The organism is Exiguobacterium sp. NPDC077395 (assembly GCF_050269125.1).
GTDB classification, from domain to species: Bacteria; Bacillota; Bacilli; order Exiguobacteriales; family Exiguobacteriaceae; genus Exiguobacterium; species Exiguobacterium aestuarii_A.
Genome location: NZ_JBNNHU010000001.1, coordinates 144,308 through 157,738 on the forward strand (window position 1 = coordinate 144,308; position 13,431 = coordinate 157,738).

The following is a 13,431-nucleotide window of genomic DNA, read 5'->3' on the forward strand; positions in this document are numbered from 1 at the left end:
CGCACCTGCCCGTTTTTATTATGCATTCACATTTTCTTTGTCGTAGATCGGCACCCAGCCCTCGGTCGTCACGAAAATACGAACGGCGACGACTTGGCGGTCTTCTTGCAACGTGAAGTAATGACGCGTGTTGACCGGCACCGAGATGAGGTCACCCGGGTTGAGCTCGATATTGAAGTATCCACGCTCTGCATCGTCGATGGCAAAAATGCCGTGACCACTGACGATGAAACGAACCTCGTCGTCCGTATGGTGATGTTCTTTTTGGAAGTTGACGAGCAGTTCGTCTAAGTTCGGCGTCGCATCGGATAAAGAGATGACATCAGCCGTTTGATAACCACGTCGCGTCGATACGTCTTGAATCTCGTCTTGGAACGTCGATAAAATGACGGCTTTGTCTTCGTCTGTTAGTTGATAGTTTTCTTGAAGGGAAGCAGGTAATTTCGCGATGTCCCATGCTTCGTAAAGGATGCCTCGTGATTCTAAAAAGTCACGTACCTCTTGTTGATCACTGACACGTTCTTCGGTTTGTTGAAAATAAATCGTTGCCATGTTGAATTCCTCCTTATGAATGGACGCCTAAGGCGCGTAATTTTAATGAGTAGCTAAATAAAAATTCATATGCTTCTAGATAACGTTTTGCTGCAGCGGGTGTTTCGCCCCAAACGGTGATCCCGTGATTCCGGATGAGGACGGCACCGGCATCGCTTGTGACATGTGGGGCAAATGCACGGGCGAGTGTCGGGATATCCGCATGGTTCTCGATAATGGGGATTCGGACGCTTGCCGTTTCCTCCCAATAGCCGAGTGCCTTGATGATTTCTTGACCCGTGAACGTGACATGTCCGTTCGCCGCGTAAAGCTCTGAGATGACGTTGTTGTCGACCGTGTGCACGTGAAGGGAACAGGTTGCGTTCGTCTTGTTAAAGATTTCGACGTGTAGCAACGTCTCCGCGGACGGTTTGCCTGACTGCTCTCCAATCAATTGACCGGTCGCATCGACGAGGACGAAGTCTTCATCCGTACGCTTCCGTTTATCACGACCGCTTGCTGTCACGAGGAACGTCAACGGGTCGTCCGATACGCGGATTGCCAAGTTGCCGCTCGTCCCGGGAAACCAGTCCCGTGCGGCAAGCTCGTCTTTAATGTCAGCAAGTTCGACCCATCGTTCTTGTACGGTCATACATTCACTCCTTTCATGTGAGCTGAAATGTCATAGAATGTCTCGAACGGAACATAGTAGATTCCTTCCGCCTCGCATAGTGAAATCAGTTGACCCCGCGCATACACGACGTCGGCACGTTTGACGATTTCAAAATCGGTGACAGAGTCCCCGATGACGATCAACGTGTCGGTAGGTGAGACAATCTGTCGGGCAATCGTCGGCTTGCAACATCCGCAGTCGTTCAAACAATGAACATCGCATGAATGAGGCCATGTGACGCGCGCCGTCTCTCCTGAAAAATCAACGTGATTGCAGTAGATGTGTTCAGGTGCGACATGACCTCCTAGAATCGGATGGACGAAAAAGTCCATGCCCCCACTGACGACATCGAATCGAAAGCCGTACGACTGGGTCTCTTGCAAAAACTCGACAAACCCCGCTCGAAGCGTGATGGTCGACTGAAGAAACTCACGATACCGCTCTTGCTGGTTACTCGGGAGCAGGCTGAACATCTGACCGACGCCTTCTCGAATGGAGAGCGTTTGGTTCAAAACACCATCTTTGAGTTCGATCCATTCAGGTGGGGCGAAGCGTCGCATCAACGCGATGATGTTATCTTCTTCCGTGATGGTCCCGTCGAAATCACAGATGACGTGCGTACTCATCGCGCACCCCACGTATTCAGCGCAGTCGATAACGCATCGGTCTCGCTCGTTTTACCGATTGCCTGATCGATTGCTTGGCGGAACGCCCTCGCACCGGCAGCCGCACCGTCTGGATGCCCATGAATCCCACCGCCGGCATTGATCACGACATCCGTTCCGAAGTCACGAATCAAATCCGGGACGAGTCCTGGGTGAATCCCGGCAGAGGGGACCGTCAGAATCGGTTTCGTCCAATGGGATTCCGTCGCGTACGTTTGAATCTGTTGTGTTTCGTCTTTCGGAGTCGACAGTGAACCATATGGCGACGGGAAGAGCGTCAAGTCTGCCCCGGCGAGTCGAATCAGTTTCCCGAAAAGGAGGGAATGACGAATCAATCCGGTCAACGCTCCCGCAAAAGCAGGATGTGCCAAAATCGGGACGTGAATCTCAGGGTCTTTGGCGAGCTCTCGTAACGCGTCGAGCCCGTACGTATACACATTGAACAACAGTGCGGTCGCGCCTGCTTCGATCAAACGTTTTGCCTGATCGCGTAAGGTGAAAACGGGTCCGCTCAACGTGACGGCGTATAGAACGGAACGACCCGTCAGGTCTTGATGTTCTTGAATGATCGATGCCCCGACCCGTGCCCGTTCGATCGATGGGGTGAGCGGATTGTCATATAAAATCTCATCGTCTTTCACGAGATCGATACCACCTGTAAACTGGTCACGGAGCTGTGTCGCCAAAAAATCAAGGTCACGCCCGATGACACCTTTGAAGATGCTCATGGCGAGCGGTCGGTCGTGTACTTGAAGGATGTCGCGGACCCCTTCAACACCGAATGCGGCACCCGGAAAGTCCGATGCGAGCTCATTCGGGAGCGATAGGTCGACAAGTTGGACGTTTGGGTCGAGCGACAGTTTTCCGAATGTCGTCGTCAGAATGGACGAGAAGTCCGGCGTCACATTATGTAGCGGGTAACGAATCGAGAAACGACTCGTCGTTTCCTGTTGGGAGGTATCGATGACCGCGCCTCGGAACGCCTGTAGTTGATGCTGTTCGAGATGGTTCAATTCGGTCCATGTTCCGACGGTCAGCTCATGTGCGATTTTCTCAGCCACGCGTTCGACGTGATCGGTATGTTTGATTTCATAAGTTGCGATGATTCCCATAAGTTCCTCCTTTCAGGTCAAACAAAAAATGACCTCATGCCAAGGCAAGAGGTCATTCGAAAACAATGAACTCTTATCTCTCAGCGATAGCTGCAAGAATTAGCACCGTGCCATTTCTGGTCGGTTGCTGCGACATCATCGGGCTTGTCCCTCCGTCTGCTCTTGATAAGAATAGTTGTGAAGTTGTGAAATTTAATTGAATTTTTACATAGAATCGCTCACTCGTCAATTCCTTTTTTTGAGAAAAAAAGTTTGAAAATAATGTTTCTATATATGCGTGTCAAAAATAGGGAGTCGACCGAAAATAGAGGATTGACAACTAGCGTGCCTAGTCCGTAATATTCGTCTCAACACGTCAAATACAACTACATCATTTACTCTTATCGCGAGTTGGCAGAGGGAATTGGCCCTAAGACGCCGCAGCAACCGACCATTTGGCACGGTGCTACATCCACCAGACATATGTCTGAAAGATGAGAGGAACAACCAATTTGGGTGTGCCTCTTTCTCGCGGAGAAAGGGGCTTTTTTAATGCATAGATTCAAGAAAGGGGAAAATTATCATGGCTTATGAGGCGTTTACAGAACAAAGTGTCGTCGAACACGTTCGACAGTTGGGGTTACTAGAAGAGGGGATTGCAGAATGTGAGGAAATTGGAGATGGAAATTTAAATCTCGTCTTTCGCATTCGTCAAGGAGAAACGTCATTGATTGTGAAACAGGCGTTGCCGTACGCAAAAGTTGTTGGAGAGAGTTGGCCGCTCACGCTTGACCGTTCGTGGATTGAACAACTGGCCCTCCGTGAGTTTTCAAAAGTCGTACCACAATTCGTACCGGATGTACTCGGTAGTGACCGTGAACTCGCCTATACGATTTTGGAAGATTTGTCAGCTTTTGAAATCGTCCGGTCAGGCTTCCTAAAAGGAGAGAGCTATCCGAATTTGGCGCGTCACGTCGGTACATTCCTCGGGGAAACGTTGTTTGCGACATCTGACTATGCGAAAGGACCGCTCGCCAAGAAACAAATCGAAAAAGAGTATTACAATCCAGAGCTATGTGATATTACGGAAAAGCTGATCTTCACCGACCCGTATCGCGATGCAGAATCGAATCAAATCGAAATGGCTCTTCGTCCGGACGTGGAGCAACTTTGGTCAGATCTCGCCTTGAAAATTGAAGTGACGAAATTGAAGGTTGGGTTCGTGACCAAACATGAAGCGTTGCTACATGGGGATTTACATACAGGAAGCATTTTTGCGACGCGTCAGGAAACGAAAATCATCGATCCTGAGTTTGCCTTTTACGGTCCATTCGGTTTTGACATCGGTCAAATCATCGCCCATTTGGTGTTCTCGACGTATGCACATCCGTTGAAGCGGTTCGAACGCTTCACAGAAGTGCTCACTCTGTGGGAGACGTTCGAAAAAACGTTCCGTACACGCTTCACACAGGCGGTCGAGCCGTTCAACACAGTAGGATTCGTGGACGAACTGTTGCCATCGATTTTGAGTGATGCGATCGGCTACGCAGGCTGCGAATTGATTCGTCGGACGGTCGGTCTAGCGGGTGTCGCTGACTTAGAAACGTTGCCAGACGACCTTCGGATCGAACGGAAACGTCACGCCTTGGAGCTCGGCACGTGTCTCATCAAACAGCGCCATCAGATTCAATCGATTGACCAGCTAATTCCAGTCCTATCGGAGGTGCGTGTATGAGTGTGCAAAGTATTCATTTCGATGCCGACACCGAGGTGTTGACGATTTTAGATCAGACACAGTTGCCGCAAGAAGAGCGCTATGTCGAAGTGTTAACGCTCGAACAGGCAGAACAGGCGATCAAGGCCCTTCAAGTTCGGGGAGCACCGGCCATCGCTTACTTTGGGGCGTTCGTCCTCGCGAAAGAGGCATCACGTCTCCAGGACAATTTATATTTTCACCGCCAATTGGACCAGGTCGGCCAACGGTTGATTGCGACAAGACCAACAGCGGTCAACTTACAACATGTCATCGAATCACTCCTTCGACTAAATGTGGGGGAAGACTTTGAGCAGATCGCAAAAGCCATCAAAGCGCGTGCGATTGAAATCTATGAACAAGACGTGGCGACGTATCGCACGATTGGTGAGCATGCGTTGACCGTGTTACCTGCTGGAGGGAACGTGTTGACGATTTGTAACGCCGGTGCCATTGCGACGTCACGGTACGGCACCGCGCTTGCTCCGTTTTATGTCGGAAAAGAACGAGGCATCCCGTTTCGTGTATTCGCGTCGGAAACTCGTCCACTGCTTCAAGGGGCACGGTTGACCGTATGGGAACTCGACCGGGCAGACATCGACGTCACATTGATCACGGATAACATGGCGGCGTGGACAATTCAGACGAAACAAATCGATGCCATCATCGTCGGGGCGGACCGCATCACCCGTACCGGTCATACGGCCAACAAAATCGGGACGCTCCAGCTCGCAATTTTGGCGAAGCATTATGGCATCCCGTTTTATGTGGCAGCCCCGCATTCGACGTTTGATTTGGAAGCAGACGACACGATTCAAATCGAAGAACGGGACGCGCATGAAGTGACCCATATCGGGGGACACTCGACGGCACTCGTCGGCATCACCGTCTTCAATCCGGCGTTTGATGTGACCCCACCAGAACTCATCACCGGTCTGATCACAGAGACAGGTGTGCTCGAACCGACCGAGTCGGTCATTGTACAACACGTAGGAGGAAACGCATATGTCTAAAAAAATCATCTTCTTCCTGTTGACCGTCATTCTGGCGCTTGCCGGATGCACGAACGAACAGGCGCAACCGAAAACGACCGCGACAACAAATAAAGTGGAGACAAAAACAGTCAGCGTCTCAAATGAGACGCTTCCGAAAGACCTAGAGGTCGCACTCGTCATGCAAATGTCGATTGGGACATTTTCTTCGCAATATATCGAAGGGGTGACCGAGCAAGTCGAAGCGTTCGGAGGCAACGTGAAAGTGTATAACGCCGATAATGATTTGTCGAAGATGGCGAGTTACGTTGATACGGCAACGACGCAAGGCGTCGATGTGATCTTGATTGACCACGGACGTGCTGATGCCTTGAAAGAGCCTGTTCAACGGGCGCTCGATAAGGGCATCAAAGTCGTCGCATTCGACAACGATTTAACGAATGAAGGGGTGACGGTCATCGATCAAGATGATTATTCCCTCGCTTGGCGCTCACTCAAAGCACTTGCTGAAGATTTGGACGGGGAAGGAAACATCGTCACGATCTGGGTCGGCGGATTCACGCCGATGGAACGTCGTCATACGATTTATGATGCGTTCTTGAAACGTTACCCGGGCATCCAAGAAGTCGCGAAATTTGGTTCGGCGACGAACAATACGGCGCTCGATACGCAAAGTCAGATGGAGGCAATTTTGAAGAAGTATCCGGAAGGCGAAATCGATGCGGTGTTTGCGATGTGGGATGAGTTCGCCAAAGGGGCGAGCCGTGCCATCAAGCAAGCAGGACGTGACGAAATTGCTGTTTACGGGATTGACTTGAGTGACGAAGACCTACAACTCATGCAAGAGGACGGGAGTCCGTGGGGCGTGACGGCCGCGACGGATCCTGCTGAAATCGGTCGCATTCAAGTCCGTTACGCTTATCAAAAAGTGGTCGGAGAAGAAACCCCTTCGATTCACTCGGTTGATCCATATTTAGTGGACCGTGACGTCTTGCCGGATGAGCCTGTCACGATGAATGACCTCGGACAGTACGTTCCGGGTTGGGGCGAGTCGAATGCGGCATGGTCGGACTGGATGAAGGAGACGGACTGATGATTCGCTTGGAACGAATCACGAAACAGTACGGTGAGGTGACCGTACTCAATCAACTGTCGTTCAGCCTAAAACCGGGAGACATTCATGGACTCCTCGGTCTGAACGGGGCGGGTAAGAGTACGCTCATCAAACTGCTGAACGGAACGGTCGAACCGACGTCCGGCGAGCTGTCCATCGACGGGACAACCATCCGTCTCACACCGGCGGAAGCCATTCGTCAAGGCATCATCACCGTATCGCAAGAAGTGGACGATGCGCTCTATTTGGATTTGCCTGTATACGAAAATGTTCTCCCATGGCAGACGGTAAAGAGGATTCGCCCACAACTGTTGAAACAGCAGTCAAAAGACGTGCTATCCCGGGTCGGTTTAGACATCGATCCAACGCGTCCGGCCGGTCACTATCCGCTCAGCGTAAAGCAACGTCTTCTCATCGCCCGGGCACTCGAGAGTAATGCCAAGTATTTATTACTCGATGAACCGACCGCCGCCTTGTCGGAAACGGATGCCGATGCCTTGCTTGAATTATTACAAACGCTGGCGGCAGAAGGGGTAGGCATCGTGTTGGTCACGCACCGATCAGATGAGCTCACGCGCGTCACCTCGACCTCTACGTTTCTTCGAGACGGACGCGTTGTATATGAGGGACCGTTTCAAACCCTTTCTACGGAAGCCGTTCAAACCTTTTTGAGTGGAACGACATTTGAAGGGGCACAAGAGAAGGCAACCCCTGAAGAGGAGATTCGTTTGTCCGCGCAGGTGACTCTCCCTGCGTTCGGGACAAATCTTTCCGTTGAAGCGTACCGCGGGGAAGTGCTCGGGATTGGAGGATTGACGGGGAGCGGGAAGACGGAACTGGTGGAAGCCTTGTTCGGTCTTTCTGGGCTTCGTCAATCCATCACGGTTGACGGAACCACACACGTGATCAAAGAACCGACAGACGCCGTACGTTTAGGGTTTGCACTCGTTCCAGAGGAGAGACGTCGTCACGGATTATTTCTAGACGAGACGATTGAGCGGAACGTGATTGCTGTTGCAGGAAAGACCGATGGTGTCTCTGACGTACTGGCATCACTTCGTGTCCGCTATGCGAACGTGAAACAAACGGTCGGTGAACTGAGTGGTGGAAATCAGCAGAAGGTCGTCTTCAGCAAATGGCTACTCGACGAACGGGACATCTATCTGCTCGATGAACCGACAAAAGGGATTGATATCGCAGCGAAGCAAGATGTGTATGAACGCGTCATTGCACTCGCGAAACAAGGGAAAACCGTGTTGTTCACGTCAAGTGAGCGACATGAACTTGAACGGGTCGCCAATCGGATTCTTTGGCTCGACCGTGGACAATTTGTAGAGAAAGGAGGCGCATGACATGGCACAATTAGTAGTCAAAGAACGAAAACGAATCAGCGGTCATATCGGTCAATACGGGACGTTACTCGCAATCATTGGGTTGATCGCAGTCTTTACCGTGACGAACGATCAATTTCTGACATATGCGAACTTTAGTGACATCATCAAATCGGTTTCAATCGTGTCGTTACTTGCCCTCGGTGTCACGTTTTCGCTCATCGTCGGAGGGTTTGACTTATCGGTCGGGTCGACGGCGAGTCTTGCGACAATCGGGGCAGCGGCAAGCCTTGTCCTTCATCGGCAAGAGCTTCTCGTCGCGCTGCTGATTCCGCTCGCCCTAGGGATTCTCGTCGGACTATTGAATGCGCTCGTCACCATCAAGTTTCGGTTACCGGATTTACTAGCGACACTCGCCATCATGTACGTCATTAACGGGATTCAGTTGACGTATACGAAAGGATTCTCGATTTATGACAACATGCCGATCGAAGGGGGAACGGCGCCAGGACGCTTCATTCCATCCTTTTTATTTATTGGACAAGGAACAATCGGTCCGATTCCGTTCGTCGCCCTGCTTATGCTGTTGTTCTTTATTGGGGCTCATCTGTTTTTGACGTATACACGGACAGGGCGTGAGTTTTATTACGTCGGGTCGAACGCAGAAGCGGCCCGCCGTTCCGGGATTGCCGTGAATCGGATCAAGTTGTACGCTTACGTGCTCAGCGGGTTGTTCGCTGCCATCGGTGGGATCATTCTTGCATCTCGGATTGGGACAGGACAGGTCTCGGCCGGAGCACCGCTTTTGATGGACGCTGTCGCGGCTGCTTATATCGGCTACGCCGTCTTTGGGACCGGTCGTCCGAACGTGATCGGGACATTGATTGGAGCTATTTTAATCGGAATTCTCTTGAATGGACTGACGATGTGGGATGTGCCGTATTATGCGCAAGACATCGTCAAAGGGACGATTTTGATTGGAGCGCTCGGTCTTTCTTATATTCAAAAGAAACAGCGGACATGACAAAACCCCCGGACATCAGTTGTTCGGGGGTTCGTTTTGTTCACGTGTCATAGAGAGAAAAGGATATACGCCACCATTCGTTTCTTGCATGAACGTGTCTTGTGGGATGAAACCGAGTGATTCGTATAACCGGATGGCACGTTTGTTGAACGTGGCGACGGCAAGATGCACTGTGCGAGTCCCATATGTCGCCTCGATCCAAGTAAGGATTGAAGTGAGGAATCGATGTCCGTTGCCGCTTCCTGTCAAATCAGGGCGCATGCCCAGACCGATGGAAACAGTTTCCGCTGATTCGAATTGCATCGTGACAAAGCCAATCAGCTCATTCGCTTCAAGGATGGCGAACGTCGTGTCTCCCCGTTCATCCGCATCTAAAAATAAGGCGAGGTCTTCCTCATCGGCGTCCATATTATAAAACGCATAGTCGCCTTCATAGCGCCACTTGAAAGCGATCAGTTCGGCTTGCTCTTGGGTGAGTGGATGAAACGTATAGCTCATTAAAATTCCTCGTCTCTAATGGAAGTGGTCATGCTACACTCAAATCGTATCATGAAAACAAGAGGAGGGAATGTGATGGCAGTCAAGTTGGACATGGTCGGGATCGTCGTGACGGATATGAAGCGGTCGCTCGACTTTTATCGGGCGCTTGGGTTTGAGATTCCAGAAGCGATGAACGGGGAAGCGCATGTAGAGATTGACGAAGGAGGCGTGCGTCTCGCGTTCGATACGGTAGAAGTGGCCGAATCAGTATACGGGGAATGGAAACAGGCAGACGGGCATCGGATCGAACTTGCCTTCTTATGTGAGAGCCGTGAGGCGCTCGACCGATTATATAACACGGTACTTGAACAAGGCTATGCGTCACATAAAGCCCCATGGGATGCGTTTTGGGGACAACGTTACGCTATCCTGTACGATGCGGACGGGAATCTAATTAGTTTGTTCGCTTCATAAAAATAATCCCGGGCCATGTGGCTCGGGATTATTTGTTGTCGTGGCACTCTCCCCATGAACAAAGGGCATTCATGGCAGGTTGCAGGCCGAGGGCGTCTTCGGTCAATGAATACTCGACATGGAGGTGCTTCTCGGTCGAATAGTCGACACGGCGAACCATGCCGAGTTGCTCGAGTTCACGCAATTGGTCGGTCAACACTTTTCGGCTGACGTCAGGAATCGCCCGTTGAATATCAGAAAAACGAAGCGGTCCATCTTGAAGCGTACAATACACTTGAGGGCGCCATTTGCCGCCGATAATCTCGAGTGCGCGGTTGACGGGGAACGATGTAGTCATGTTCAAAGAGCCTCACTTTCGGGTAGTTACTTCAATGTGCGTACTTTTTTTCTTGCTTCAATGACAGTATCTTATCGTTATCCGCTAAATTGAGCAAACAAAAAGGAGTAGATGAAACATGACGTATCCAAGAACATTTTCACACATCGGTCTTTCTGTGCCGAGCGTAACCGAGGCCGTAAAATTTTATGAGGACGTGATGGGGTGGTATACCATCATGACACCATCAGACGTCGTCGAAGATGATTCGCCAATCGGCGTGATGTGTACAGACGTCTTCGGACCAGGCTGGGGTAAATTCCGCATCGCCCATATGTCAACAGGAGACGGAATTGGAATCGAGTTATTCGAATTCCCGAATAACGAGACACCAGAAGACAACTTCGAGTTTTGGAAGACAGGGATCTTCCACTACTGTGTACAAGACCCTGACATTGAAGGACTTGTCGAGAAGATTGTCGCCCATGGCGGGAAACAACGGATGCCGATTCGTGAATACTACCCAGGCGAGAAACCATATCGTATGGTGTACTGCGAAGACCCATTCGGTAATCTCGTTGAAATTTATTCACATTCATACGAACTCACATATTCGGAAGGAGCTTACTAAACATGAAAGCATGGCTACTCGACCAACCCGGTCTAGATCATCTGCATATTGGAGAAATCGACCGACCGACACCAGGAACGGGAGAACTGTTGATTCGTGTCGAAGCGGTCGCCTTGAACCCGGTCGACTATAAAGTCGGTTCAAACGGAAACCCGAACTGGGCATATCCACACATTCTCGGTGTCGATCTCGTCGGAGAAGTCGTCGAGGTCGGTTCAAGTATCGCCAACATCATTACGGGTTCACGTGTAGCCGTGCATACGGATCTTTCGAAATATGGAGGGTTCGCCGAGTACACGGTCGTTGATGCTCGGGCGTGTGCGGTCGTTCCACAAGGTGTAAGTGATGAGGCGGCGGCTTCGATTCTGTGTGCCGGAATGACAGCTTATGAAGCGGTCATGCAGAAGCTGAACACGCGGGATAAGGAGACAATTCTCGTACACGCCGGAGCGGGCGGTGTCGGTGGCTTTGCGATTCAACTCGCAAAACGCCTCGGGTTAAAAGTGTTCACGACGGCATCTCCGGAGAATTTTGAGTGGGTAGAATCACTCGGGGCGGACGTGGTCATCGACTATAACGTCGAGGACGTGACGGCACGAATCATGGAAGAGACGAATGGACGTGGTGTCGACTTGATTTTGAACACGGTCGGTCGCGACGTCGCGACGGCTGACCTCGATCGTCTCGCGTTCAGCGGACACCTCGCCTATATCGCCGGTCCACCAGATATGACGAACATGAAAGGTTTCACGTTATCCCCTTCGATTCATGAAGTGGCACTCGGGGCGGCACATGCGAGCGAGGACGAACATGCGATTCGCAACTTGGCGTATATGGCCGAAGAGTTGATGAACTTGCTTGATGCAGGTGAACTGAACGATCTCGTCACAGAAGTGTTATCATTCGACCAGTTGAAAGAAGGTCTCGAAAAACTACAAACGCGGAAAGTGCGCGGTAAACTCATCGTCCGGATTCGCGACTGAGTAGAGGACTCCCTGTTATACTGACAGGGAGTTTATTTGTCGAGGAGGGGAATATATGGAGCGATTAATAGACACGTATCGACAGACAGATGTTCAGTTGAGCGGTCACGGCAAACGGGAAGTCGGGGTGTTGAAACGTGCGTTTGAACAGGTGCGTGACGATGAGCCGAGTGACCAGTATGGACAGGGGAAAACGATTCGTCAGTTTGAAGAGAAGATGGCACAAGTTCTTGGGAAAGAGTCGGCGGTATTCTTTCCGAGCGGTACGATGGCGCAACAGATTGCCCTGCGCATTTGGTGTGATGAAACAGGGAAGAACACGGTCGCGTATCATCCGCTCTGTCACCTTGAAATCCACGAACAGGACGGTTTGAAGGAGTTGCATCACATCGAACCGGTTTTAGTCGGGGACGAAAATCGGTTGATGACACTCGAAGAGATTCAGGCGTTGCCAGACATCGCGTGTTTACTGCTCGAACTGCCACAACGGGAAATCGGCGGGGAATTGCCGACCTTCGAGGAACTTGTGGCGATTCATGAACACTGTCGTGAGAAAGGGATCTATCTACATCTGGACGGGGCACGACTGTTCGAATCACTCCCGTATTACGAGAAGGAAGCATTTGAGATTTGTGCACTCTTCGATAGCGTATATGTCTCGTTTTATAAAGGAATCGGCGGGATTGCCGGTGCCATCCTTGCTGGACCGAAATCATTTTGTGACACGTCGAAGGTGTGGAAGCGACGCTACGGCGGTGATTTGATTAGCCTTTACCCGTATATTCTTTCTTCCGATTATTATTATGAGTTACGGAAAGACAAGATGACCCGGTATCGGGACGATGCAGTGCGGTTGGCAGCACGCTTTAATGAAATCGATGGAGTGTGGACGACACCACGCATCCCCGTCACGAATATGTTCCACTTACATTTTCAAGGGGGAAAAGAGGAACTCGCTGAACGGATTGCAGGAATCCAAGAAGAGACCGGGATTGGCATAACCGGTTATCTCGTTGAAAAAGAAGGGTACTGTTCCACAGAAATCAGTATCGGGGATGTTTATGGCGAGATGACTCTCGATCAACTCGATGATCTTTTCAAAAAATTCCATGCTGAATGAGCGTAAAGCTTTGAAGAGTGTTGATCTTCAAGGCTTTTTTATATTGAGAAAAATAGCGCTCTTAAAAGTGATGAAAGTCACTTTGAACAGAACGGCACGTAAACAAAATTTTCGATGAACCAGTGTGTTATACAACATATATCAACGATTTAGATGGAAATTGAGGGACTTCCCCTATATAAAGTGTATACGCTTTCAAATATGCTTAGTTTATAGATTGGTTCACTTGTTTGTCAAAAATAGCGTGTAATAA

15 protein-coding genes and 2 riboswitches are annotated in these 13,431 nt (G+C 50.5%); of the genes, 9 read left to right on the forward strand and 6 right to left on the reverse strand.

Annotation, left to right across the window (positions count from 1 at the left end; genetic code table 11):
- Positions 1-18 precede the first annotated feature (18 nt).
- Genes ACQKD4_RS00830 through ACQKD4_RS00845 form a run of 4 tightly spaced genes read right to left on the reverse strand, consistent with a single transcriptional unit; the run spans position 19 to position 2,981 of the window.
- Complete coding sequence (locus ACQKD4_RS00830) at positions 19-552, reverse strand: cupin domain-containing protein (protein WP_427372144.1); 534 nt, start codon at positions 550-552, stop codon at positions 19-21.
- Positions 553-565: 13 nt separating this feature from the next.
- Complete coding sequence (locus ACQKD4_RS00835) at positions 566-1,183, reverse strand: methylthioribulose 1-phosphate dehydratase (protein ID WP_427372145.1); 618 nt, start codon at positions 1,181-1,183, stop codon at positions 566-568.
- Complete coding sequence (locus ACQKD4_RS00840; RefSeq protein ID WP_427372146.1) at positions 1,180-1,830, reverse strand: 2-hydroxy-3-keto-5-methylthiopentenyl-1-phosphate phosphatase; 651 nt, start codon at positions 1,828-1,830, stop codon at positions 1,180-1,182. The genes ACQKD4_RS00835 and ACQKD4_RS00840 overlap by 4 nt, the downstream gene beginning before the upstream one ends.
- Positions 1,827-2,981, reverse strand: coding sequence for a 2,3-diketo-5-methylthiopentyl-1-phosphate enolase (locus ACQKD4_RS00845; RefSeq protein WP_427372147.1), 1,155 nt, complete (start codon positions 2,979-2,981; stop codon positions 1,827-1,829). Before ACQKD4_RS00845 ends, ACQKD4_RS00840 begins: the two co-directional genes overlap by 4 nt.
- Positions 2,982-3,051: 70 nt before the next feature.
- Positions 3,052-3,153, reverse strand: a riboswitch (SAM riboswitch).
- Positions 3,154-3,358: 205 nt separating this feature from the next.
- Positions 3,359-3,461: riboswitch (SAM riboswitch) on the forward strand.
- Positions 3,462-3,543: 82 nt separating this feature from the next.
- On the opposite strand from ACQKD4_RS00845, the gene mtnK reads away from it, so the two are divergent.
- The 5 genes from mtnK to ACQKD4_RS00870 are packed head-to-tail and all read left to right on the forward strand — an operon-like array spanning position 3,544 to position 9,174.
- Positions 3,544-4,695 carry an S-methyl-5-thioribose kinase gene (gene mtnK / locus ACQKD4_RS00850; RefSeq protein WP_427372148.1) on the forward strand — a complete coding sequence of 384 codons (1,152 nt, stop codon included), beginning with the start codon at positions 3,544-3,546 and terminating at the stop codon, positions 4,693-4,695.
- Positions 4,692-5,726 carry an S-methyl-5-thioribose-1-phosphate isomerase gene (mtnA, locus tag ACQKD4_RS00855; protein WP_427372149.1) on the forward strand — a complete coding sequence of 345 codons (1,035 nt, stop codon included), beginning with the start codon at positions 4,692-4,694 and terminating at the stop codon, positions 5,724-5,726. The genes mtnK and mtnA overlap by 4 nt, the downstream gene beginning before the upstream one ends.
- Positions 5,719-6,798: a sugar ABC transporter substrate-binding protein gene (locus ACQKD4_RS00860; protein WP_427372150.1), complete on the forward strand. Its 1,080-nt coding sequence runs from the start codon at positions 5,719-5,721 to the stop codon at positions 6,796-6,798. The genes mtnA and ACQKD4_RS00860 overlap by 8 nt, the downstream gene beginning before the upstream one ends.
- A complete protein-coding gene (locus ACQKD4_RS00865; protein ID WP_427372151.1) occupies positions 6,798-8,171 on the forward strand; it encodes a sugar ABC transporter ATP-binding protein in 1,374 nt (457 codons plus the stop codon). The genes ACQKD4_RS00860 and ACQKD4_RS00865 overlap by 1 nt, the downstream gene beginning before the upstream one ends.
- A 1-nt stretch (position 8,172) precedes the next feature.
- The gene (locus tag ACQKD4_RS00870; RefSeq protein ID WP_074035675.1) at positions 8,173-9,174 is read left to right on the forward strand and encodes an ABC transporter permease; all 1,002 of its coding nucleotides are present in this window, start codon (positions 8,173-8,175) and stop codon (positions 9,172-9,174) included.
- 15 nt (positions 9,175-9,189) lie between these two features.
- Here ACQKD4_RS00870 and ACQKD4_RS00875 read toward each other — a convergent pair whose 3' ends face one another.
- The gene (locus ACQKD4_RS00875) at positions 9,190-9,672 is read right to left on the reverse strand and encodes a GNAT family N-acetyltransferase (protein ID WP_427372152.1); all 483 of its coding nucleotides are present in this window, start codon (positions 9,670-9,672) and stop codon (positions 9,190-9,192) included.
- A 75-nt stretch (positions 9,673-9,747) separates the two neighbouring features.
- Here ACQKD4_RS00875 and ACQKD4_RS00880 point away from each other — a divergent pair, with 75 nt between their 5' ends.
- On the forward strand, positions 9,748-10,128 hold the full coding sequence (locus ACQKD4_RS00880; protein WP_214744732.1) for a VOC family protein: 381 nt from the start codon (positions 9,748-9,750) through the stop codon (positions 10,126-10,128).
- Positions 10,129-10,156: 28 nt separating this feature from the next.
- On the opposite strand, the gene ACQKD4_RS00885 is transcribed toward ACQKD4_RS00880, so the two are convergent.
- Positions 10,157-10,465 (reverse strand): winged helix-turn-helix transcriptional regulator, encoded by a 309-nt coding sequence (locus ACQKD4_RS00885; protein WP_031422089.1) that lies wholly within the window; start codon positions 10,463-10,465, stop codon positions 10,157-10,159.
- A gap of 118 nt (positions 10,466-10,583) precedes the next feature.
- Between ACQKD4_RS00885 and ACQKD4_RS00890 the strand changes: the two genes are divergently transcribed.
- Genes ACQKD4_RS00890 through ACQKD4_RS00900 form a run of 3 tightly spaced genes read left to right on the forward strand, consistent with a single transcriptional unit; the run spans position 10,584 to position 13,178 of the window.
- A complete protein-coding gene (locus ACQKD4_RS00890) occupies positions 10,584-11,075 on the forward strand; it encodes a lactoylglutathione lyase family protein (RefSeq protein WP_012727473.1) in 492 nt (163 codons plus the stop codon).
- 2 nt (positions 11,076-11,077) lie between these two features.
- The gene (locus ACQKD4_RS00895; RefSeq protein ID WP_427372153.1) at positions 11,078-12,058 is read left to right on the forward strand and encodes a zinc-binding dehydrogenase; all 981 of its coding nucleotides are present in this window, start codon (positions 11,078-11,080) and stop codon (positions 12,056-12,058) included.
- Positions 12,059-12,113: 55 nt separating this feature from the next.
- The gene (locus tag ACQKD4_RS00900; RefSeq protein WP_427372154.1) at positions 12,114-13,178 is read left to right on the forward strand and encodes a threonine aldolase family protein; all 1,065 of its coding nucleotides are present in this window, start codon (positions 12,114-12,116) and stop codon (positions 13,176-13,178) included.
- Positions 13,179-13,431 lie beyond the last annotated feature (253 nt).